This is a genomic window from Paracidovorax sp. MALMAid1276 (assembly GCF_049198005.1).
GTDB lineage: Bacteria > Pseudomonadota > Gammaproteobacteria > Burkholderiales > Burkholderiaceae_C > Acidovorax.
The window spans coordinates 21,905-45,016 of sequence record NZ_JBMIRS010000235.1; the positions used below are offsets into that span (position 1 = coordinate 21,905).

Consider the following 23,112-nt stretch of genomic DNA (forward strand, 5'->3'; position numbering starts at 1 on the left):
CCGATGCGGACCGGTGCAGCCCGCTCCCGCCCACACGCACCCGCCAGCCCGCACAATCCTGCCCATGAAAACCATCCGCCTCCGCCCTGGCAAAGAGCGCTCGCTCCTGCGCCGCCACCCCTGGATCTTCGAATCGGCCATCGCCAAGGGCGGTGGCGACAGTGGAGAAACCGTGCGCGTGGAGTCGCACGAAGGCCAGTTCCTGGCATGGGCCGCGTTCAGCCCCACGTCGCGCATCCGGGCGCGGGTGTGGAGCTTTGACGAGGCGCAGCGCATTGATGCTCCGTTCTTCATAGCAGCCTGCGCAAGATCCATCATCGCCAGAGCCCGTTTCGACATACAGAGCGATGGCGTGCGGCTTGTGCATGGCGAATCCGACGGCCTGCCGGGGCTGATCGTGGACCGCTATGGCGACACCCTGGTGGCGCAGTTCACCAGCGCCGGCACCGAGCGCTGGAAGAGCGTGATTGCCGACGCGCTGCTGCGTGAGACCGGCTTGGCCAAGCTGTATGAGCGCTCGGACGCCAGCGTGCGTGCGCTCGAAGGCCTGCCGCCGGCCACGGGCTGGCTGCGGGGCGGCACGCCCGCCGAAGCCGGTGCGGCGCTTCCTCCGCTCGAGCTGACGATCCACGAGCACCAGTGGCACCTGACGCTCAACATCGCCGAAGGCCACAAGACCGGCTTCTACCTGGACCAGCGCGACAGCCGCAAGCGGTTTGCCGACTACGCGCGGCGGCTCGGGTTCCAGCACGTGCTCAACTGCTATTGCTATACCGGCGGCTTCAGCGTGGCGGCGCTCTCCGGCATGCGTGCCGCCGAGGCCGCAGGCGGCCCGGCTGTGGGGCAGGTGATTTCCATCGACTCGTCCGGCCCGGCGCTGGAGAGGGCGCGCGCGCATGTGGCGCTCAACGGGTTCGACCCGAACCGCGCGAGTTTTCTGGACGCCGACGTGAATGCCTCGCTGCGCCAGTTCCTGAAGGAAGGGCAGCGCTTTGACGCCATCGTGCTCGATCCGCCCAAGTTCGCGCCCACCGCCACCCATGCAGAGCGGGCGGCGCGGGCCTACAAGGACATCAACCGCCTGGCCCTGCAGCTGCTGTCGCCGGGCGGGGTGCTGTTCACGTTTTCGTGCTCGGGCGGCATCAGCGCCGACCTGTTCCACAAGATCGTGGCGTCGGCCGGGGCCGACGCCGGGGTGGACGGCTACATCGTGGAGCGCCTGGGCGGCGCGCCCGACCACCCGATGACGCTGGAGTTTCCGGAAGGGGAGTACCTCAAGGGCCTGGTCGTGATGCGCAAGGGCTAGGAGCGGCTAAAAAAACTCTTCTGGCGTCGTTGCCGCGTCTTGTCGTACTACTCGTACTGCCTGCGACGCTGCGCCTAGCCAGAACCGCTGCGCTGAGTTTTGTTCGCCGCTCCAAACCCCTCCGGCCTCAGGCCTGCAAGGGGTTGACAGCCTCGGTACACTGAAAAATCCGCCCCTTGCCGGGGCGCCGGGCGCCGTGGCAAGGGGCTGCGCGCACGGTTGGACGCACTGAAAGACAGATATATGGCATTGATCCCCGTCACCATCCTCACCGGCTTTCTGGGCTCGGGCAAAACGACGCTGCTCAAGCGCCTGCTCACCGAGGCCCACGGCCAGAAGATCGCCGTGATCGAGAACGAGTTCGGCGAAGAAAACATTGACAACGACATCCTGGTGACCGAATCCAAGGAGCAGATCGTGCAGATGAGCAACGGCTGCATCTGCTGCACCATCCGCGAAGACCTGCGCGAGACCCTGCAGTTGCTGGCCGCCAAGAAACGCAAGAACCTGCTGGAGTTCGACCGCATCGTGATCGAGACCACCGGCGTGGCCGACCCCGGCCCCGTGGCGCAGACCTTCTTCATGGACGAGGAGATCGCCGAAACCTACCTCATCGACTCCATCATCACGCTGGTGGACGCCAAGCATGCGCCCCAGCAGCTCAATGACCGGCAGGAGGCGCGCCGCCAGGTGGGCTTTGCCGACCAGATCTTCCTGTCCAAGACCGATCTGGTTTCCAAGGACGAGACCGAAGCGCTGATCCACCGCCTCAAGCACATGAATCCACGCGCGCCCATCAAGGCCGTGCATTTTGGCGATGTGCCCCTGAACGAAGTCCTGGACCTGCGGGGCTTCAACCTGAGCGCCAAGCTCGACATCGACCCCGAGTTCCTGCAGGAGGGCGGCCATGGGCATGACCACCATGACCATGACCATGATCACGAACATGGCGAGCACTGCGACCATCCCTCGCACCAGCATGGGCACGGCCATGGCCACCACCATCACCATGACGACGATGTCAAGAGCTTTGTCTACCGCTCGGACCGGCCCTTCGACCCTGCCAAGCTGGAGGACTTCCTCGGCGCGATCGTCAACATCTACGGCCCGCGCATGCTGCGCTACAAGGGCGTGCTGTACATGAAGGGCACCGAGCGCAAGGTCATCTTCCAGGGCGTGCACCAGCTCATGGGCAGCGATTTGGGGCCCCAGTGGGCCGACGGCGAGGCGCGCACCAGCAAGATGGTCTTCATCGGCATCGACCTGCCCAAGGACATCTTCCTGCAGGGGCTGGAGCAGAGCCTCGCGTGAGCAAAGCTTGCACAGCCTGACGGCATGCGGGTTTGCGCGGGTTTGTGTTGTATCTGCAACGTTTCCGTTGCCGTCAGTCCAGGTCGATACAATCGCGCCCCGGTAAGAACCTGTTGAATGCCTTTTTGGGGGTCATCCCAGCAGCCGCTGGGTGGCTGGCACGTCCCACGCGTGCCCCCCCAAGTTCGTCCAACAGCCTTAGCCCCGAAGGCGTGCCACCCGCCCCGGCTCCACATGCGGCCGGGGCCTGCCCGTATTGCGAGGAGACCAGGAAGTGAAAGCCGAGACCAGCAAAACCAAGGGAACCTCCAAGGCAACGCCCGCTGCAGCCAAGAAAGTCGCTTCTGCGGCGCCGCCCGCCAGCAAGGCGGCGGTCCCGGCTGCAAAGGCCGCTCCGGCAGCCAAGGTAGCCGCCAAGCCGGTGGCCAAGCCGGCCGCCAAAACTACGGCGGCGCCCAAGGCCGCAGCGCCGGTGCCCAAGGCGCCGGCCGCAGCGCCTGCTCCCGCTGCGGCGCCCGCGCCGCAGGCCGGTTCCGAGGTACCCGTGCGCACAACCCGGCCTTCTTCCCGATTGGCCCAATTGACCGTACCATCCATGGCACAGTCAGTGGCTTCAACCGCTGCCAAAGCCAGTTATCTACACACCATGCCCACGACCGTGCAAGCGCAGCCCACCTTTGCTGCTGCCAAAAAAGACCCCAAGCTGGCGAACAACTGGAAGACCAAGTCCGCCGCCGAGCTGACCGACGCTGAAGTCATGGCCATGCCCGACAGCGAGTACATGAACGACAAGCAGATGGCGTTTTTCCGCCTGAAGCTCGTGCAGCTCAAGCAGGACATCCACAACAGCGCCGGTGAAACCACCGAGCACCTGCGCGAAGACACCGTGGTCGTGCCCGACCCGGCGGACCGCGCCACCATCGAAGAAGAGCACGCGCTGGAGCTGCGCACCCGCGACCGCGAGCGCAAGCTGCTCAAGAAGATCGAGCAATCCATTGCCCGCATCGATGCCGGCGACTATGGCTATTGCGACGAAACCGGCGAGCCCATCGGTGTGGGCCGTCTCATCGCACGCCCCACGGCCACCTTGTCGCTCGAAGCGCAGCAGCGTCGCGAACTCAAGCAGAAGATGTTCGGGGACTGATCCTGCCCCTGGCCGGATCCATCCCTAGAGCGTCCCCTGAACCATGAGCAAGGAAGAAACCACCCCCGCCGGCCTGCTGTCGAAGGTGGTGCGGTTCGTGAAGAACCCGACGGTGAACTGGACCGAACTCGACTCCCTGCAGGACGACCGGGAGAGCCAGTACAGCAAGCAGATGCTCAAGGAGATGATCGAGCGCAAGCGCCGCAACGATTTTGTTCGGCGCCGCGAGTTCGATCAGCTGCGCAAGCTGCGCCAGCGCGAGGTGCTGCAGGGTCACCGGGTAGAGGATGCTGCGGGCCGCCCTTCGTTCTTCCAGAGCAGCATGGCCTCGCCCGACGAGCGCGCCGTGACGCTCAAGAAGATCGACGAGATCGAGGCGCAGATGTCGCAGCAGTGGTGGAAGAGCAAGCAGGGCGCCGACGCCCCCACCCAGCCCGGCGTCATGCCCGATTCGAGCAAGGATGTCAGCGAGTCGCAGCACGCCCGTGCCTACGCTCCCACGGCGCCGGGCAGCCTGCCGGCACCGCTGGAGTCCAAGGCCGCCGTGCAGCCGCTGTTTGCCGACGACAGCATGGCCATCGGGCGGTTTGGAGGCACCGACGCGCAAATGAATGCGAGCGCGAGCGGGCAGGCGGCGGGGCCGGACGCTGAGGGGCTGGGCGCCGCGCCGGAGCAGGCGTCCTTCAGCCCGGCACCGGCGGCAGCCAGCCCCGCGCCCGCCTTCGAACCGGAGGAATTCGTGCACGAACCCGATCTAGAAGAAGCCGCCATCCGGTTTGCCAACGGTGACCATGAGGGCGCTGAAGCCGGGTTGCTCGATGTGCTGGCACAGCACCGGCAGGACGACCCCGCCCAGCAGCTCGAAATCTGGATGACCCTGTTCGACCTGTACCGCGCCACGGGGCAGCACGACCGTTTCGACACCCTGGCCATCGATTTTGCGGCGCAGTACAGCCGCTCGGCGCCTTTGTGGTTTTCGATGCCCGAGCAGCTGGGCATGGCGGCCCCGTCGAGTGCGCCGGACACCCCCGCGGCTGCGGTGCGCAAGGATTTCAGCTGGAACGCCCCGCCCACCGTGGCGGTGTCGTCCGTCGCGGCGCTGCAGGCGTCGCTGGCACGCGCTGCCGCTCCCTGGACCTTGTCCTGGGCCCGGCTGACCGGCATGGAAGACGGGGCGGTTCCGCTGCTGGCAGACCAGTTCACCGCGTGGGCCGACCGTGACGGCCAGATCGTCTTTTCGGGGGTTGAGAAGCTCAACGCCTTGCTGGAGGCGCAAACGCCCTCGGGCGATCGCTCTGCGCTGCCGGACTGGTGGCGCCTGCGCATGGCCGCGCTGCGCCTGATGGGCAAGCCCGATGAATTCGAGATGGTGGCACTCGATTACTGCGTGACCTATGAAGTCTCGCCGCCATCGTGGGTGTCGCCGCGTTGCGGCTATTCAGACAACGAGGGCGCCACCTCAGGGTCCGCGCCGCTCGCGGCCGACAGCGATTTCGGTCCCTCCGACCTGGGGGATTCCGTGCCTGCGGGGCTGGACGCGGCGCCCGTGGCGCAGCTCAGCGGCCACATCGATGGCGATGCCGCACCGCTGCTGGAGCCTTTCCAGGCGTTTGCGCGGCCGGGTGTCCCGCTGACCATCGCCTGCGACCGGCTGATCCGCGTCGATTTTGCCGCTGCGGGCTCGGTGCTGAACTGGGCCGCAGAGCAGCAGGCCCAGGGCCATGTGATCCAGTTCCACAACCTGCAGCGCCTGGTGGCGATCTTCTTCAACGTGATAGGCATCAACGAACACGCCTGGGTGGTGCCCCGCAAGAACTGAGCGCGGGCGCGTGTACCCGGGCGCATCGCCGCAGCGGCGTCGCGCGTGCGCCTGGGGGCTGACAACTTGCAAAGCCGGCGGCTGCCCCCATCTGCCGCTGCTATGGACTCCACTCAAAACTCCCCGGTCTTTCACGGCACCACCATCCTGAGCGTGCGCCGCCAGACGCCCTCCGGCGTGCAGGTCGCCATCGGCGGCGATGGCCAGGTCACGCTGGGCAACATCGTGGTCAAGGGCTCGGCGCGCAAGGTGCGCAAGCTCTACCACGGCAAGGTGCTGGCGGGCTTTGCGGGCGCCACCGCCGACGCATTCACGCTGTTCGAGCGCTTCGAGGCCAAGCTGGAAAAGCACCAGGGCCACCTGACCCGCGCCGCCATCGAGCTGACCAAGGACTGGCGCACCGACCGCGTGTTGCGCCGCCTCGAAGCCATGCTGGCCGTGGCCGATGCGAGCGCCTCGCTCATCATCACCGGCAACGGCGACGTGCTGGAGCCCGAGCAGGGCATCGTGGCGATCGGCTCGGGCGGCGCCTACGCGCATTCGGCGGCCAAGGCCCTGCTCAATCACACCGAGCTCTCGGCGGAGGACGTCGTGAAGAAGTCGCTCGAAATTGCGGGCGAGCTGTGCATCTACACCAACATGCACCACACCATCGAGACGCTGTAAGCGCCGATGCACCGGCGCAGCAGACACTATAAATTTAATAGCTATCAACGCTTGTCCAATAAGCGCTGAGGGCTGTTTTCATTCAGATTTTGACGGCAGGCCCCACCATGTCCTCCATGACCCCCCAGGAAATCGTCTCCGAACTCGACCACCACATCGTGGGCCAGGCCAGCGCCAAGCGCGCCGTGGCCATCGCGCTGCGCAACCGCTGGCGCCGCCAGCAGGTCGAAGGCAGCCTGCGCCACGAGATCACCCCCAAGAACATCCTCATGATCGGCCCCACCGGCGTGGGCAAGACCGAGATTGCGCGCCGCCTGGCCCGCCTGGCCGACGCGCCTTTCATCAAGGTCGAGGCCACCAAGTTCACCGAGGTGGGCTATGTTGGGAAGGACGTGGATTCCATCATCCGCGACCTCGCGGAGATGGCCGTCAAGCAGACGCGCGAGGCTGAGATGAAGAAGGTGCGCACCCGCGCCGAAGACGCGGCCGAGGAGCGCATCCTGGACGTGCTGATCCCGCCCGCGCGCGCCGCGCAAGGCGCCGAGCCCGCGGCCGACAACACCGCGCGCCAGGTGTTTCGCAAAAAGCTGCGCGAGGGCGCGCTCGACGACAAGGAGATCGAGATCGACGTGGCAGAAAGCCGCCCCCAGCTCGAGATCATGGGACCGCAGGGCATGGAAGAGATGACCGAGCAGTTGCGCGGCATGTTCAGCCAGCTCGGCCAGGACAAGCGCAAGCTGCGCAAGCTGAAGATCGCCGAGGCACTCAGGCTCATCGCCGAGGAGGAAGCCGGCAAGCTGGTGAACGAAGAAGAGATCAAGACCCGCGCGGTGCAGAACGCCGAGCAGAACGGCATCGTCTTCATCGACGAGATCGACAAGGTGGCCACGCGCCAGGACGCCAGTGGCGCCGATGTGTCGCGCCAGGGCGTGCAGCGCGACCTGCTGCCGCTGGTGGAGGGCACGACCGTGACCACCAAGTACGGCCTCATCAAGACGGACCACATCCTGTTCATCGCGTCGGGCGCGTTCCATCTCAGCAAGCCCAGCGACCTGATTCCCGAGCTGCAGGGGCGCTTTCCGATCCGTGTCGAGCTGGAATCGCTGTCCGTGAAGGACTTCGAGGCCATCCTCACCCAGACGCATGCCTCCCTCGTCAAGCAGTACCAGGCCTTGCTGGCCACCGAAGGGGTCACGCTCGTCTTTGCGCCGGAAGGGATCACGCGCCTGGCGCACATTGCCTTCGAGGTGAACGAGCGCACCGAAAACATCGGTGCGCGGCGCCTTTCCACCGTGATGGAGCGCCTGCTGGACGAAGTGAGCTTTGACGCCACGCGGCTGTCCGGCCAGACGATCACCGTCGATGCGGCCTATGTCGATGCCCGGCTGCAAAGCCTGAGCCAGGACGAAGACCTGTCCCGCTACATCCTGTGACCACTCGGAGCCGCCTTGAGAGGTCACTTTCATAGGGCTCTGTAAGTTCTTCTTTTTCAACGACTTTTGCGGCTTTCCAGGCTACGAAACCGCACCTAAGTCGTTGATTTCATTCACAAAGTTTGTTGGGCACCCCCTTGCTCGGCCTGCTTTTCCTGCTACAGTGCAAAAAAGTGCAATTTAGTGGTGAAAAGTGCCTTTGGAGCCTTCTTCCAGGCTCCAAAGTTCCAAACCAAGCTGGGAATCTCCTCCGTGTTTCAAGGTGCCTCGTCGCTGAGTCTCGATGCGAAGGGTCGGCTGTCCGTGCCGACCCGGCACCGTGACGTGCTCGCGGCCACCGCTTCGGGCCAGCTCACGATCACCAAGCACCCCCACGGCTGCCTGATGGTGTTTCCCCGCCCCGAGTGGGAGAAGTTCCGCGAGCGCATCGCCGAGCTGCCCATGTCCGCCCAGTGGTGGAAGCGCATCTTTCTGGGCAACGCCATGGACGTGGAGATGGACGCCACCGGGCGCGTGCTGATCTCGCCCGAGCTGCGCGAGGCCGCCGGCATCTCCAAGGACACCATGCTGCTGGGCATGGGCAACCATTTCGAGCTGTGGGACAAGGCCACCTACGACGAGCAGGAAGCCAAGGCCATGCAGGGCGACATGCCCGATGTCTTCAAGGACTTCTCCTTCTGACCATGGCATCCACCCCCTTGCAACACACCACCGTTCTGCTCGACGAGGCCGTGGACGCCCTGCTGGGCGGCGCGGGCGCTGCACCCGCGGGCACCTGGGTGGACGGCACCTTCGGGCGCGGAGGGCATTCGCGGCGCATCCTGCTGCGGCTGGGCCCCCAAGGGAATCTTGTCGCGTTTGACAAGGACCCCGAGGCCATCGCCGAAGCAACGCGCATCACCGATGCGCGTTTTTCCATTCGGCACGAGGGTTTTCGCCACCTGGCCGACCTGCCGCCCGCCAGTGCTGCGGGCGTGCTGCTGGACCTGGGCGTGAGCTCGCCCCAGATCGACAGCCCCGAGAGGGGCTTCAGTTTCCGTTTTGACGGCCCGCTGGACATGCGCATGGACACCACGCGCGGCGAAAGCGTGGCCGATTGGCTGGCCACGGCCGAAGTCGGTCAGATTGCGGAGGTGATACGTGACTACGGTGAAGAACGGTTTGCTGGCGCCATTGCAAAGGCGATTGTTGCTCGGCGCGAAGAACGGGGCCCTCTTGCAACCACCGCCGAACTGGCCGACCTCGTGGCTGGCGCGGTCAAAACCCGCGAGCCGGGCCAGAACCCTGCAACGCGCACATTTCAAGCTCTACGGATTTTCATCAACGCTGAGCTTGAAGAGCTGCAACAGGCGCTAGAGGCCAGTCTCTCGGTGTTGCAGCCGGGCGGGCGGCTGGTGGTGATCAGCTTCCATTCGCTCGAAGACCGCATCGTCAAGCAGTTCATCACCAAGCATTCCAAGGAGGTCTACGACCGCCGCGCCCCCTTTGCCGCGCCGCAGGCCATGAAGCTCGTGGCACTGGAGCGCATCAAGCCCAGCGCTGCCGAGGTGGAGGCCAACCCCCGCGCACGCAGCGCGATCATGCGCGTGGCCGAACGCACGGCCGTGGCCTGACATGACACGACTGAACATTGTCCTGCTGGTTGCCGTGCTGGCGAGCGCCATCTATCTGGTGCATACCCAGTACGCGTCGCGCCGCCTGTTCACCGAGCTGGACCGCGCCACGGCCGAGGCGCGCCGCCTGGAGACCGAGCACCAGCGCCTGCAGGTGGAAAAGCGCGCCCAGGCCACGCCCCTGCGGGTGGAAAAGATTGCGCGCGCCCAGCTGCAGATGCGCACGGCCACACCCGCCATCACCCAGTATGTGGCCGACCCTGCGGGTGCAGGTGCAGGGGCCGCGCGCACGCCCGCGCCCGGAGGCCAGCCATGAGCCGCAGCGTGGTCTACACCGCCAGCCCGCTGCTGGCCAGCAAGACGCCCGTGTGGCGCAGCAAATTCATCGTGGCGGCGATTGCCCTGGGTTTTGTGGGCCTGGGCACGCGCGCGGCCTATGTGCAGGTGATCGGCAACGACTTCTTCCAGCGCCAGGGCGAGGTGCGCTTTGCGCGCACGCTCGAACTGCCGGCCAACCGCGGCAGGATCCTGGACCGCAACGGCCTGATCCTCGCCTCCAGCGTGCCTGCCGCCAGCATCTGGGCCATCCCCGAAGACGTGGAGCAGGACAAGCCCGAGGTGCGCGCCAAGCTCAAGCAACTGGCCAAGCTGCTCGAGATGTCGCAGGCCGACCTGAACAAGAAGCTGGCCGACGAGGACAAGACCTTCGTCTGGATCAAGCGCCAGCTCGACTGGGATGTGGGCCAGCAGATCGCCAAGCTGGAGATCAAGGGCATCTACCAGCGCAAGGAATACAAGCGCCAGTACCCCGAGGGCGAGGCCGCTGCCCACGTGGTGGGTTTCACGAATGTCGAAGACCACGGCCAGGAAGGCATGGAGCTGGCCTTCAACGACCAGCTGGCGGGCAAGGCGGGCTCGCGCCGCGTGATCAAGGACCGCCTGGGCCGAGTGGTCGAAGGCGTGGGCGAGACTGTGCCGCCGGTGGACGGCAAGGACATGCAGCTGTCCATCGACAGCAAGGTGCAGTTCTTCGCCTACCAGAAGCTGCGCGACCAGGTCACTGCACACAAGGCCAAGGCGGGCAGCGTGGTGGTGCTGGACGCCCACACGGGCGAACTGCTGGCCCTGGCCAACTACCCCAGCTACGTGCCCGACAAGCGCCAGAACCTCACGGGCGAGCAATTGCGCAACCGCGCACTCACCGACGTGTTCGAGCCCGGCTCGACCATGAAGCCCTTCACCATCGGCCTGGCGCTGGAGACGGGCCGCGTGCGCCCCGAGACGGCGGTGGACACCACGCCCGGCCGCATCAACATCACCGGCTCCACCATTTCGGACACGCACAACTACGGCCTGCTCACGGTGGAAGGCGTGATCCAGAAATCCAGCAACGTGGGCACCACCAAGCTGGCCATGCAGATGCCCGCACGCGAAATGTGGGAGACGTTCTCGGCGGCAGGTTTCGGGCAGAAGCCGCAGATCAGCTTCCCTGGCGCGGTCAGCGGCCGGCTGCGCCCCTACAAGACCTGGCGGCCGGTGGAGCAGGCGACCATGTCGTATGGCTACGGCCTGTCTGCCAGCCTGTTCCAGATGGCGCGCTCGTACACGGTGTTCGCCAACGGCGGGCGCGTGATCCCGGCCACGATGCTCAAGAGCGACGAAACCGCCGTGGGCGTGCCGGTGTTCTCCGAGCGCACGGCCGACCAGGTGCGCAAGATGCTGCAGATGGCCGCCGGGCCGGGCGGCACGGGCCAGAAGGCGCAGACCCTGGGCTACTCGGTGGGGGGCAAGTCGGGCACGGCGCGCAAGCAGGTCGGCAAGAACTACGCTTCGGGCAAATACCGCGCCTGGTTCACCGGCATGGCGCCCATCGACAAGCCCCGCATCATCGTCGCGGTGATGATCGACGAGCCCAGCAACGGCGTGTTCTATGGCGGCGCCGTGGCGGCCCCCGTGTTCAGCGAGGTGGTGCAGCAGACGCTGCGCATGATGGGCGTGCAGCCCGACATGGCCGTCAAGCCGCAGATCGTGGCCAACGCGGTGGAGGAGTCGCTGTGACGGCCAGCACGCTGCCCCTGCTCGCCTCGGTGCACGACGCCGTGGCCTGGCTGCGCGAACGTGTCACCGGCACGCTGCAGACCGACAGCCGCCAGGTGCGCGCGGGCGACGGCTTCATTGCCTGGCCCGGTGCCGCCACCGATGGCCGCGCCCATGTGGGCGACGCGCTGGCGCGGGGCGCTGCGGCCTGCCTGGTGGAGCACGAGGGCGCCGGCGCCTTCCCGCTCGAAGGCCTGCCCGTGGCGGCGCTGCACGGCCTGAAAGCCGCCACCGGCCTGATCGCGGCCGAATGGTTCGAGCAGCCCACCCGCCACATCGACGTGCTGGCCGTGACCGGCACGAATGGCAAGACCAGCACCACCTGGTGGCTGGCCGAAGCGCTGAATCTGCTATCAAATCAAGAGCTGATTGAGCATGGTGGATGCGCGCTGGTGGGCACTTTGGGCATGGGTGTTCCCCCCGCGCTCGCCAGCACCGGCATGACCACCCCGGACCCGGTGCGCCTGCAGCGGGCCTTCCGGCAGTTTGCCGACGCAGGCCGCACCGCCTGCGCCATCGAGGCCTCTTCCATCGGTCTGGCTGAGCACCGCATGGCCGGCACGCGCGTGCGTGTGGCCCTGTTCACCAACTTCACGCAGGACCACCTCGACTACCACTCCAACATGGCGGCCTACTGGCAGGCCAAGGCCGTGCTGTTCGACTGGCCGGGTCTCAAGGCAGCGGTGGTCAACATCGACGATGCGCGCGGTGCCGAACTGCACGCGTCGCTGTCCGGCCGCATGCTGGACCTGTGGAGCATCTCGATCACCGGCCCCGCCCGGCTGACGGCGCGTGACATCGGCATGGGTGATGGCGGCCTGCGCTTCACCGTGGCTGAAGGCGCACACACGCATGTGCTGCAAAGCCGGGTGGTCGGCCTCTACAACGTGTCCAACCTGCTGGGCGTGCTGGCCGGGCTTCGCGCAATGGGCGTACCGCTCGAACATGCACTGTTCGCCTGCGCCCAGCTGTCGCCCGTGCCGGGCCGCATGGAGCAGATCCACACGCCCGGCCAGCCGCTGGTGGCGGTGGACTACGCCCACACGCCGGACGCGCTCGACAAGGCGCTGCAGGCCCTGCGCCCCATCGCCGCAGAGCGCGGCGGCCAGCTGTGGTGCGTGTTCGGCTGTGGTGGCAACCGCGACGCCGCCAAGCGCCCGCTGATGGGCGCCGTCGCGCAGCAGCACGCCGACCAGGTGGTGGTGACCAGCGACAACCCGCGCAGCGAAGACCCCGCCGCCATCCTGCACCAGATCCTGCAAGGCACCATCGCCAGCCGCACCGTGCGCGCCGAGGTGGACCGTGCCGCCGCCATCCGACTGGCGCTGCAGGAAGCCGCGCCCGCCGACGTGGTGCTGATTGCGGGCAAGGGCCACGAAGACACCCAGGAGACGGCGGGCGTGCGCGTGCCGTTTTCCGACATGGCACACGCGCAGCGCGCGCTGGACGACCGAGGAGCCCGACCATGATGACCCTGCAGCAGGCCCATGCGCTGGTGCAGGCGCGCATTCCAGCCGCCCGCCTGGTGGGCGACGGCGCCATACCGCTGGCGCGGGTGCACACCGACACGCGCACGCTGCAGGCGGGCGACCTGTTTGTGGCTTTGAAGGGCGAACGCTTTGATGCCAACGCCTTTCTGGCCGACGCGCGCGCCGGTGGCGCGGCGGCGGCTGTGGCCCACGGAGGGCTTGAAGCCGCAGGCCTGCCCGGCATCGAAGTGCCGGGCAGCCTCGCCGCGCTCGGTGCGCTGGCCACGGGCTGGCGTGCGCAGGTGCACCTGCCGCTGATCGGTGTGACCGGCAGCAACGGCAAGACCACGGTGACGCAGATGATCGCGTCCATCCTGCGCGCCTGGCAGGGCGAGGCCGCATTTGCCACGCAGGGCAATTTCAACAACGACATCGGCGTGCCGCTGATGCTGCTGCGCCTCACGCCGGCGCACCGCGCCGCCGTGATCGAAATGGGCATGAACCACCCGGGCGAGATCGCCCAGCTGGCCGCCATGGCGCAGCCCACGGTGGCACTGGTCAACAACGCGCAGCGCGAGCACCTGGAGTTCATGCACACGGTGGAGGCCGTGGCGCGCGAGAACGGCTCGGTGTATGCCAGCCTGCCCGCCGATGGTGTGGCCGTGTTCCCCGCGGGCGATGCCTACACCGCGCTGTGGCACGGACTGGCCCAGGGCCGCCGCACGCTCACGTTTGGGGACGGCGGCGATGTGGCCTGCCGCAGCGCGGCCTGGGAGGGCGGTGCGTGGGCCGTGGTCATGGCCACGCCGCAGGGCGACTGCGCCACCCGCCTGCACATCGCCGGGCGCCACAACGTGGCCAATGCCCTGGCCGCCGCCGCCTGCGCGCTGGCCGCAGGGGCGCCGCTGTCTGCGGTGGCGCTGGGGCTGACGGATTTCGTGCCGGTGAAGGGCCGCTCGCGCGCCTTCAGCGTGCAGGTGGCGGGCCGCGCCATTTCGGTGGTGGACGACACCTACAACGCCAACCCCGACTCCATGCGCGCTGCCATCGACGTGCTGGCCGAGCTGCCCGCGCCGCAACTGATGGTGATGGGCGACATGGGCGAGGTGGGCGACCAGGGGCCGCAGTTCCACGCCGAAGCCGGGGCGCACGCGCGCGAGCGCGGCATTGCCCGGCTGTTCGTGCTGGGCGCGCAAGGCGCCCACGCTGCGCAGGCCTACGGGCCGGGGGCGCGGCATTTTGAGGACATGGCATCGCTGCTGGCGGCGGTGCACGAGGCACTGCCCACGGTGGGCAGCGTGCTGGTGAAGGGATCGCGATTCATGAAGATGGAACAGGTGGTGCAGGCCATCGAACACGCAGGGAAGGAGGCCGCATGCTCCTGATGTTGTCGCAATGGCTGCAGGGCCTGTCGCCCGAGCTGGGCTTTTTCCGCGTCTTCCAGTACCTCACGTTCCGCGCCGTGATGGCGGCCATGACGGCGTTGCTGATCGGCCTGGTGGCGGGCCCCAAGGTGATCCGCGTGCTCACCTCGCTCAAGATCGGCCAGCCCATCCGGGGCTACGCCATGCAGACGCACCTGTCCAAGAGCGGCACGCCCACCATGGGCGGCGTGCTGATTTTGCTGTCCATCGCGATCTCCACGTTGCTGTGGTTCGATCTGTCCAACCGCTTTGTCTGGATCGTGCTCATCGTCACGCTGGGCTTTGGCGCCATCGGCTGGGTGGACGACTGGCGCAAGGTGGTCAACAAGGACCCCGAGGGCATGCGCTCGCGCGAGAAGTATTTCTGGCAGTCCGTCATCGGCCTCATGGCCGCGCTGTACCTGGTGTTCAGCATTTCCGAAAGCTCCAACGCCAAGGTGTGGGAGCTGTTCGTGGGCTGGGTGCAGTCGGGCTTCTCGCTCGATTTGCCGCCCAAGGCGGGGCTGCAGCTGCCGTTCTTCAAGGAAGTCAGCTACCCGCTGGGCGTGCTGGGCTTCGTCATCCTGACCTACCTCGTCATCGTGGGCTCCAGCAATGCGGTGAACCTGACCGACGGCCTGGACGGCCTGGCCATCATGCCGGTGGTGATGGTGGGCTCGGCCCTGGGCGTGTTTGCCTATGTGACGGGCAGCTCGGTGTACTCCAAATACCTGTTCTTTCCGCACATCCCGGGCTCGGGCGAGCTGCTGATCTTCTGCGCGGCCATGGCCGGTGCGGGGCTGGCGTTTCTGTGGTTCAACGCGCACCCCGCGCAGGTCTTCATGGGCGATGTGGGCGCGCTGGCGCTGGGCGGCGCGCTGGGCACCATCGCCGTCATCGTGCGCCAGGAGATCGTGCTGGCCATCATGGGCGGCATCTTCGTGGTCGAGGCCCTGTCGGTGATGCTGCAGGTGACCTGGTTCAAGTACACCAAGAAGCGCTACGGCGAAGGGCGGCGTCTGCTGAAGATGGCGCCCCTGCACCACCACTTTGAAAAGAGCGGCTGGAAGGAGACCCAGGTGGTCGTGCGCTTCTGGATCATCACCATGCTGCTGTGCCTGATCGGGCTGTCCACCCTGAAACTGCGATGAACCCCCACGACCCCCAGGTTCCTGCCGACGCCGCAGCGGCCGGTGCGCCCACCGCCCCGGTGGGCGTGGCTGCGCCTGCGCCTGCGCCGGCGGCCGATCAGGGGGCGGACGTGCAGCGCACCGACCGCGTGACCGAGCAGACCGTGGAGGCTGCGCAGGATGCGCAACCCGCGCAAGACGCCGAACGCGCTGCCGACGCCGCTGGTGCTGCCGATACCCCTACGGCCCCCGCTGAACCCACTGCCCCCGCCAAGCCCGCAGGGCCCGCCGCGTGGGACCCCGAGGCCGTGCCCGCCGTCTCGGCCGCCAAGGCCGCCGCCGACTTCGTGGCCCAGATCTTTGCCGACGTGTCTGCCGCCGATGCTGCAGACGACGCCGGGCCCGTGGGGGCCGCCGACGCCAACCCTGCGGACGCCGAGCATGCCGATGACGCCGCCGCGCCCGCGCCCGCAACGCCACCACGCGAGGCCGTGGCAGGGCTGCTGCACGGCCAGAACATCCTCATCCTGGGCCTGGGCGCTTCGGGCCTGGCCATGGTGCGCTGGTGCGTGCGCTGCGGCGCGAATGTGACCGTGGCCGACACCCGCGCCGAGCCGCCGCAGCGGGCCGTGCTGCAGCAGGAGCTGCCGCAGGTGCGCTTTGTGTCCGGCCCGTTCGATGCAGCCCTCGTCGAGGGGCAGGGCCTGCACGCGGTCTACCGCTCGCCGGGTTTGAGTCCTGCGGCGGTTGCTCCTGTATTTGTAGCTGCAAGCGCTTGTGGAATAAGCGCTGGGGGCGAATTGAGCTTGTATTCTGCAGCGCTGGGCGCGCTGCGCGCATCGCACGGCTATGCCCCTGCGGTGCTCGCCATCACGGGCACCAACGGCAAGACCACGGTGACGTCGCTCACCGGCCAGCTGGTGGAGCGCGCGGGCCAGCGCGTGGCGGTGGCCGGCAACATCGGCCCCACCCTGCTCGACACGCTGGCCGGCCACCTCGATGCCGACACGCTGCCCGACGCCTGGGTGCTGGAGCTGTCGAGCTTCCAGCTCGATGGCGTGACAGGCTTCGAGCCCACGGCCGCCACCGTGCTCAACATCACGCAAGACCACCTCGATTGGCATGGATCGAGCGTCGCCGGGCCGCCCCAAGACGCGAGCGCCCCCTCGGGGGGCAGCGAAACACGCGAAGCGGTGAGCGTGGGGGCCGCGATGGCGGCCTATGCAGCCGCCAAGGCCCGCATCTTCGGCCAGGGCGCGCTCATGGTGCTGAACCGGGAAGACCCGGTCGTGATGGGCATGCTGCCGCCCCCCGTCAAGGTGAAACTGCAGAAGCCCCAGGTGCGCGCGCACACCACGTTCGGCGGCGACATGCCGCGCCGCCCGGGCGATTTCGGCATCGAGGTGGTCAACGGCATGCCCTGGCTGGTGCGCGCCATGGACGCCGACGAAACCCGCAAGCGCGGCAAGAGCGAGGTGGAAGAAGACCTGCACATCCAGCGCCTCATGCCGGCCGACGCGCTGCGCATTCGCGGGCGCCACAACGCCACCAACGCACTGGCCGCGCTGGCGCTGGCATCGGCCGCAGGCTGCCCGCTGGCGCCCATGCTGTACGGCTTGCGCGAATACCGGGGCGAACCGCACCGGGTGGAGCCCGTGGCCATCGTCAACGGGGTCGAGTATTTCGACGACAGCAAGGGCACGAACGTGGGGGCCACGGTGGCCGCGCTGGCAGGGCTGGGGGCCGATCGCCGCCTGGTGGTCATTCTGGGCGGCGACGGCAAGGGGCAGGACTTTGCGCCCCTGGCCGCACCCGTGGCGCGCCATGCGCGCGCCGTCGTGCTGATCGGCCGCGACGCGCCGCTGATCCGCGCGGCGCTGCAGGACACCGGCGTGGCCCTGCTGGACGCCGACAGCCTGCCGCACGCCGTGTCGCTGGCCACCCAGCGCGCCCATGCGGGCGACGCCGTGCTGATGTCGCCGGCCTGCGCCAGCTTCGACATGTTCAAGGACTACGAACACCGCGCAGCGGTGTTCTGCGACACCGTGCGCGCCCTGGCCGACGAGGCGGGCCAGCTGGCCGATGGAGGCATGGCATGACCGCGCCCGCAAGCTCCACCAGCATGCTGCAGCGGCTGACGGGCCTGTTTGGCGGGCTGTTCGGCGGCCTGTCGAACAAGGCGGCCGACGTGTTGCCCGTGCGCGTGGGCGGAGTGGAATACCGCCGCGCATCGAGCACCCCGGCCAGCGTGCTGGGCTTTGACCAGGCCCTGCTGGGCGTGGTGGTGGCTTTGCTGGCCTGGGGCCTCGTCATGGTGTATTCGGCCTCCATCGCCATGCCCGACAACCCCCGCTTTGCCAACTACGCGCCCACCCATTTCCTGGTGCGCCATGCCATGTACCTGGTGGTGGGCTTTGTTGCGGCACTGCTGGCGTTTCAGGTGCCGATGGCGCTGTGGGAGCGGGCGGCGCCCTGGCTGTTTGTGGTGGCGCTGCTGCTGCTGATCGCGGTGCTGATTCCCGGCGTGGGCAAGGTGGTCAACGGCGCACGGCGCTGGCTGTCGTTCGGGCCCATCGGCTTTCAGCCGTCCGAGGTGGCCAAGTTCGCCGTGCTCATCTATGCGGCCGACTACATGGTGCGCAAGATGGAAGTGAAGGAGCGGTTCTTTCGCGCCGTGCTGCCCATGGGCGCGGCCGTGGCCATCGTGGGCGTGCTGCTGCTGGCCGAGCCCGACATGGGCGCCTTCATGGTCGTGGCCGTCATTGCCATGGGCATCCTCTTCCTGGGCGGGGTCAACGCCCGCATGTTCTTCCTGATCGGCGCCATCCTGGTCAGCGCGTTCGCGCTGATGATCGCGAGCTCGCCCTGGCGCCGCGAACGCGTGTTTGCCTACCTTGACCCGTTCAGCGAAGAGCATGCGCTGGGCAAGGGCTACCAGCTCTCGCACGCGCTGATCGCCATCGGCCGGGGCGAGGTGTTTGGCGTGGGCCTGGGCGGCAGCGTGGAAAAGCTGCACTGGCTGCCCGAGGCCCACACCGACTTCCTGATGGCCGTGATCGGCGAGGAGTTCGGGCTGGTGGGCGTGCTCACCCTGATCGTGCTGTTCTTCTGGATGATCCGCCGCATCATGCACATAGGCCGTCAGGCCATTGCGCTCGACCGTGTGTTTGCGGGTCTCGTCGCCCAGGGTGTGGCGATCTGGATCGGTTTTCAGGCCTTCATCAACATGGGCGTGAACCTGGGCGCCTTGCCCACCAAGGGGCTTACGCTGCCGCTGATGAGCTTTGGCGGGTCGGCGATTCTGATGAACCTTGTTGCGCTTGCGGTGGTGTTACGCGTTGATTATGAGAACAAGCTCCTGATGAGAGGAGGGCGCGTATGAGCAAGCAAAAGACCGCCCTCATCATGGCCGGCGGCACCGGCGGCCACATCTTCCCTGGCCTGGCCGTGGCCGAAGAGTTGCGCGCACGCGGCTGGCGCGTGCACTGGCTGGGCGCGCCGGGCAGCATGGAGTCGCGCATCGTGCCCACCCACGGTTTTCCGCTCGAACTCATCGACTTTTCAGGCGTGCGCGGCAAGGGCATCGTCACCCTGGCCCTGCTGCCACTGCGCCTGCTGCGCGCTTTCTGGCAGGCGCTGGCCGTGGTGCGCCGCGTCAAGCCCGACGTGGTGGTGGGCCTGGGCGGCTACATCACCTTTCCTGGCGGAATGATGGGCGTGCTGGCGGGCAAGCCGCTGGTGCTGCACGAGCAGAACTCGGTGGCCGGCATGGCGAACAAGGTGCTGGCCGGTGTGGCCGACCGCGTGTTCACCGCCTTCCCCGATGTGTTCAAAAAGGGCCAGTGGGTGGGCAACCCGCTGCGCACCGCGTTCACGCAGCAGCCCGGTCCTGCCGAGCGCTTTGCAGGCCGCACCGGCCCGCTGCGTCTGCTGGTGGTGGGAGGCAGCCTGGGCGCGCGCTCGCTCAACGAGATCGTGCCGCAGGCCGTGGCGCTGATGCCCGCAGACCGGCGCCCGGTCATCGTGCACCAGAGCGGCGCCACACAGATCGACGCCCTGCGGGCCCACTACGCGGCGGCGGGTGTCGAGGCCGAATGCACGCCCTTCATCGACGACACCGCCAGCGCGTTCGCGGCGGCCGACATCATCGTCTGCCGCGCCGGGGCCAGCACCGTGACCGAAATTGCCGCCGTGGGCGCTGCTGCGCTGTTCGTGCCCTTCCCTGCGGCGGTGGACGACCACCAGACCACCAATGCGCAGTTCCTGGTGGACGAGGGCGGCGGCTGGTTGATCCAGCAGCGCGACCTGACGGCCGAGGGGTTGTCGCAGATGCTACTGAATTTAGAGCGCTCAGCCCTTATGGATAAAGCGCTCAAGGCCAAAAAAATGCAAAAGATCAACGCCACCCAAGAGGTGGTGACCGCCTGCGAGGAGCTTGCAACACCATGAAGCACGCCATTCGCCATATCCATTTCGTAGGCCTGGGCGGCGCGGGCATGAGCGGCATCGCCGAGGTGCTGTTCAACCTGGGCTACCGCATCTCGGGCTCGGACCTGGCCGACAGCGCCACGCTGCGCCGCCTGGAGGGCCTGGGCATCAAGACCTGCCTGGGCCATGCCGCAGCGCACATCGACGGCGCGGATGCCGTGGTGACGTCCACCGCCGTCACGGCCGACAACCCCGAGGTGCTGGCCGCGCGCGCCAAGAAAATTCCCGTGGTGCCGCGCGCGCTGATGCTGGCCGAGCTGATGCGCCTCAAGCAGGGCATTGCCATTGCGGGCACGCACGGCAAGACCACCACCACCAGCCTCGTGACCAGCGTGCTGGCCGAGGCGGGGCTCGACCCCACCTTCGTGATCGGTGGGCGGCTGAACAGCGCGGGCGCCAACGCCAAGCTGGGCGGCGGCGACTACATCGTGGTCGAGGCCGACGAGTCCGACGCGTCGTTCTTGAACCTGCTGCCCGTGATGGCCGTGGTAACCAACATCGACGCCGACCACATGGAGACCTACGGCCACGACTTCGGCCGGCTCAAGGGCGCGTTTGTCGATTTCCTGCACCGCATGCCGTTCTACGGCACGGCCATCCTGTGTGTGGACAGCCCGGCCGTGCGCGACATCCTGCAGAGCGTGACCTGCCCGGTCACCAGCTACGGATTCTCGGAAGACGCCCAGGTGCGCGCCGTCAACGTGCGCGCCGAGGCGGGCCAGATGCGCTTCACGGTGCAGCGGCGCAATGGCGTTACCTTGCCCGACCTGGACATCGTGCTCAATCTCGCGGGCGAGCACAACGTGCTCAACGCGCTGTCGGCCATTGCCGTGGCGGTGGAGCTGAACATTCCGGACGAGGCCGTGCAGCGCGCGCTGGCGGGCTTCAAGGGCGTGGGACGGCGCTTCCAGCGCTATGGCGATCTGCCCGCCAAGGATGGCGGCCAGTTCGCCGTGATCGACGACTACGGCCACCACCCGGTGGAGATGGCCGCGACGCTCGCGGCGGCGCGCGGCGCCTTCCCCGGGCGGCGGCTGGTGCTGGCCTTCCAGCCGCACCGCTACAGCCGCACGCGCGACTGCTTTGAAGATTTCGTCAAGGTCATCGGCAACGCGGACGCCGTGCTGCTGACCGAGGTGTACGCGGCGGGCGAGGCGCCCGTGGTGGCGGCCGATGGCCGCTCGCTGGCCCGCGCCCTGCGCGTGGCCGGCCGGGTGGAGCCGGTGTTCATCGACAACGTGGCCGACCTGCCCCAGGCCATTGCCGACAACGCCCGAGACGGTGACGTGGTGATGTGCATGGGCGCGGGCTCCATCGGCGCCGTGCCGGGCAAGGTGGTCGATATGCTGCAAAAAAGTGAGCTGGCAGAGCTTGCCAGTAAAGCGCAATGAGCCAATTTGATTCAAATATTAATGTGAAGGCCCTGGGCAAGGTGGCCGTGCTGATGGGCGGCGACTCGGCCGAGCGCGAGGTGTCGCTGATGTCGGGTAGCGGCGTGCTGCAGGCGCTGCGCGCGCGCGGCGTGGATGCGCACGCGTTCGACCCCGCACAGAACGCACTGGGCGACCTGAAGCGCGACGGCTATGCGCGCTGCTTCATCGCACTGCATGGCCGCCATGGCGAAGACGGCACGGTGCAGGGCGCGCTGGAGCTGCTGGGCATTCCCTACACCGGCCCGGGCGTGATGGCGTCCAGCATTGCCATGGACAAGGTCATGACCAAGCGCGTGTGGCTGGCCGAGGGCCTGCCCACGCCGCGCTACGTGTGGCTGGCACCCGACCGCCAGCGGCGCGAGGTGGTGCGCACCGTGCCGGACGAGCTGGGCCTGCCCCTCATCGTGAAGCCGCCGCGCGAGGGGTCGTCGATTGGCGTGACCAAGGTGCGCGGCTATTCGGACATGCAAGAGGCCGTGGAGCTGTCGGCAAAGTACGACCCCGACGTGCTGTGCGAAGAGTTCATCGATGGCGAAGAAGTGACCTGCCCCGTGCTGGGCCAAGGCGCCGACGCCCGCGCGCTGCCGGTGATCCGCATCGTGGCGCCCGATGGTGCCTACGACTACCAGAACAAATACTTCACCGACGACGTGAAGTACCAATGCCCGAGCGGCCTGCCCGACGCCGAGGAGCGCGAGATCCAGCGCATCGTGCTGGAGGCGTACCGCACGCTGGGCTGCCGGGGCTGGGGCCGCGCCGACCTGATGATCCGCGCAAGCGACCGCAAGCCCTTTCTGCTGGAGATGAACACATCACCCGGCATGACGGGCCACTCGCTCGTGCCCATGTCGGCGCGGGCGCAGGGTATCAGCTACGAAGAGCTGTGCCTGCGCATCCTGGCGAGCGCGGCGCTCGACACGCCGCCCAGGTCGAAGGGGGACTGATGACCACTGCCCTGCCTGCACCGCTGGACGTCAAGCTCATGAATTGGACCGCTTCGGCCCTGTTCGTGGGCTGCGCCCTGGCCGTGCTGGCAGCGGGGGCCTGGTGGGTGCTGCGCTACCCGGGCTTTGCGATCGCGCGCATCGTGGTGCAGGGGGAGCTGGTGCACAACAACGCGGTGACCCTGCGCGCCAACGTGGGCCCGCACATCGTGGGTAACTTTTTCTCGGTGGACCTGCGCGCTGCGCGCGATGCGTTCGAGCAGGTGCCCTGGGTGCGCCGCGCCCAGGTGCGACGCGTGTACCCCGCCAGCCTGCGCGTGGATCTGCAGGAGCACACGGCGGTGGCGTTCTGGGGGGCGGAGTCCGGCTCGGCCATGGTCAACAGCCAGGGCGAGGTGTTTGAGGCCAACGTGGGCGATGTGGAGCAGGAAGGCCTGCCGCGCCTGCTGGGGCCACGCGGCACGTCGGCCGAAGCGCTGCGCATGCACGGGCTGCTGCAGCCCGTGTTTCGCCCGCTGGGGCTGGAGGTGGAGGAGCTGGAGCTGACCGGGCGCGGGGGCTGGCGCGCACGGCTGGACAGCGATGCCGTGGTGGAGCTGGGCGGCGGCACCCCCGAGGAGGTGGTGCAGCGCACGCAGCGGTTTGCGCGCACGCTGACCCAGGTGGCGGCGCAGTACGGGCGGCGCGTGGACGCACTGGAGTCGGCCGACCTGCGGCACGCAGGGGGCTATGCGCTGCGGCTGCGCGGCGTGACCACCGTGGTTCCGGACGCTGCCGGTGTGGCGGCCGGGGCCACCGGCGGCGTGCGCAGGAGGTGACGCGATGCACGGGCGCAATGAACGGGATGGCCGGCAGG

19 protein-coding genes are annotated in these 23,112 nt (G+C 67.7%); all 19 read left to right on the top strand.

The features are described 5' to 3' along the window. Window positions 1–64 precede the first annotated feature (64 nt). Window positions 65–1,306, top strand: coding sequence for a class I SAM-dependent rRNA methyltransferase (locus ACOQFS_RS19190; protein ID WP_421564417.1), 1,242 nt, complete (start codon window positions 65–67; stop codon window positions 1,304–1,306). Window positions 1,307–1,549: 243 nt separating this feature from the next. Further along, a complete protein-coding gene (locus ACOQFS_RS19195) occupies window positions 1,550–2,617 on the top strand; it encodes a CobW family GTP-binding protein (RefSeq protein ID WP_421564418.1) in 1,068 nt (355 codons plus the stop codon). 274 nt (window positions 2,618–2,891) lie between these two features. Then, on the top strand, window positions 2,892–3,761 hold the full coding sequence (gene dksA, locus ACOQFS_RS19200) for an RNA polymerase-binding protein DksA (RefSeq protein ID WP_421564419.1): 870 nt from the start codon (window positions 2,892–2,894) through the stop codon (window positions 3,759–3,761). Window positions 3,762–3,804: 43 nt separating this feature from the next. Next, the gene (locus tag ACOQFS_RS19205; protein ID WP_421564420.1) at window positions 3,805–5,580 is read left to right on the top strand and encodes an STAS domain-containing protein; all 1,776 of its coding nucleotides are present in this window, start codon (window positions 3,805–3,807) and stop codon (window positions 5,578–5,580) included. A gap of 102 nt (window positions 5,581–5,682) precedes the next feature. Next, entirely contained in the window at window positions 5,683–6,246 is a 564-nt protein-coding gene (gene hslV / locus ACOQFS_RS19210) for an ATP-dependent protease subunit HslV (RefSeq protein WP_421564421.1), read from the top strand. 107 nt (window positions 6,247–6,353) lie between these two features. Next, on the top strand, window positions 6,354–7,679 hold the full coding sequence (hslU, locus tag ACOQFS_RS19215; RefSeq protein WP_421564422.1) for an ATP-dependent protease ATPase subunit HslU: 1,326 nt from the start codon (window positions 6,354–6,356) through the stop codon (window positions 7,677–7,679). Window positions 7,680–7,931: 252 nt separating this feature from the next. After that, the gene (gene mraZ, locus ACOQFS_RS19220; RefSeq protein ID WP_421564423.1) at window positions 7,932–8,360 is read left to right on the top strand and encodes a division/cell wall cluster transcriptional repressor MraZ; all 429 of its coding nucleotides are present in this window, start codon (window positions 7,932–7,934) and stop codon (window positions 8,358–8,360) included. A 2-nt stretch (window positions 8,361–8,362) separates the two neighbouring features. Further along, window positions 8,363–9,292, top strand: coding sequence for a 16S rRNA (cytosine(1402)-N(4))-methyltransferase RsmH (gene rsmH / locus ACOQFS_RS19225; protein ID WP_421564424.1), 930 nt, complete (start codon window positions 8,363–8,365; stop codon window positions 9,290–9,292). Window position 9,293: 1 nt separating this feature from the next. Continuing rightward, complete coding sequence (gene ftsL / locus ACOQFS_RS19230; RefSeq protein WP_421564425.1) at window positions 9,294–9,608, top strand: cell division protein FtsL; 315 nt, start codon at window positions 9,294–9,296, stop codon at window positions 9,606–9,608. After that, window positions 9,605–11,350 (top strand): peptidoglycan D,D-transpeptidase FtsI family protein, encoded by a 1,746-nt coding sequence (locus tag ACOQFS_RS19235; protein WP_421564426.1) that lies wholly within the window; start codon window positions 9,605–9,607, stop codon window positions 11,348–11,350. The genes ftsL and ACOQFS_RS19235 overlap by 4 nt, the downstream gene beginning before the upstream one ends. Further along, window positions 11,347–12,858, top strand: coding sequence for a UDP-N-acetylmuramoyl-L-alanyl-D-glutamate--2,6-diaminopimelate ligase (locus ACOQFS_RS19240; protein WP_421564427.1), 1,512 nt, complete (start codon window positions 11,347–11,349; stop codon window positions 12,856–12,858). Before ACOQFS_RS19235 ends, ACOQFS_RS19240 begins: the two co-directional genes overlap by 4 nt. Beyond that, window positions 12,855–14,243: a UDP-N-acetylmuramoyl-tripeptide--D-alanyl-D-alanine ligase gene (locus ACOQFS_RS19245; protein WP_421564428.1), complete on the top strand. Its 1,389-nt coding sequence runs from the start codon at window positions 12,855–12,857 to the stop codon at window positions 14,241–14,243. Before ACOQFS_RS19240 ends, ACOQFS_RS19245 begins: the two co-directional genes overlap by 4 nt. After that, complete coding sequence (gene mraY, locus ACOQFS_RS19250) at window positions 14,234–15,412, top strand: phospho-N-acetylmuramoyl-pentapeptide-transferase (protein ID WP_421564429.1); 1,179 nt, start codon at window positions 14,234–14,236, stop codon at window positions 15,410–15,412. Before ACOQFS_RS19245 ends, mraY begins: the two co-directional genes overlap by 10 nt. Continuing rightward, a complete protein-coding gene (locus tag ACOQFS_RS19255) occupies window positions 15,409–17,490 on the top strand; it encodes a Mur ligase family protein (protein ID WP_421564430.1) in 2,082 nt (693 codons plus the stop codon). The genes mraY and ACOQFS_RS19255 overlap by 4 nt, the downstream gene beginning before the upstream one ends. Next, window positions 17,487–18,773: a putative lipid II flippase FtsW gene (gene ftsW, locus ACOQFS_RS19260; RefSeq protein WP_421564431.1), complete on the top strand. Its 1,287-nt coding sequence runs from the start codon at window positions 17,487–17,489 to the stop codon at window positions 18,771–18,773. The genes ACOQFS_RS19255 and ftsW overlap by 4 nt, the downstream gene beginning before the upstream one ends. Further along, window positions 18,770–19,840, top strand: a complete 1,071-nt coding sequence (murG, locus tag ACOQFS_RS19265) for an undecaprenyldiphospho-muramoylpentapeptide beta-N-acetylglucosaminyltransferase (RefSeq protein ID WP_421564432.1) — start codon at window positions 18,770–18,772, stop codon at window positions 19,838–19,840. Before ftsW ends, murG begins: the two co-directional genes overlap by 4 nt. Next, window positions 19,837–21,270: a UDP-N-acetylmuramate--L-alanine ligase gene (murC, locus tag ACOQFS_RS19270; RefSeq protein ID WP_421564433.1), complete on the top strand. Its 1,434-nt coding sequence runs from the start codon at window positions 19,837–19,839 to the stop codon at window positions 21,268–21,270. Before murG ends, murC begins: the two co-directional genes overlap by 4 nt. Then, window positions 21,267–22,256 (top strand): D-alanine--D-alanine ligase, encoded by a 990-nt coding sequence (locus ACOQFS_RS19275; RefSeq protein WP_421564434.1) that lies wholly within the window; start codon window positions 21,267–21,269, stop codon window positions 22,254–22,256. The genes murC and ACOQFS_RS19275 overlap by 4 nt, the downstream gene beginning before the upstream one ends. Continuing rightward, the gene (locus ACOQFS_RS19280) at window positions 22,256–23,074 is read left to right on the top strand and encodes a cell division protein FtsQ/DivIB (RefSeq protein WP_421564435.1); all 819 of its coding nucleotides are present in this window, start codon (window positions 22,256–22,258) and stop codon (window positions 23,072–23,074) included. The genes ACOQFS_RS19275 and ACOQFS_RS19280 overlap by 1 nt, the downstream gene beginning before the upstream one ends. The last annotated feature ends 38 nt before the right edge of the window (window positions 23,075–23,112 follow it).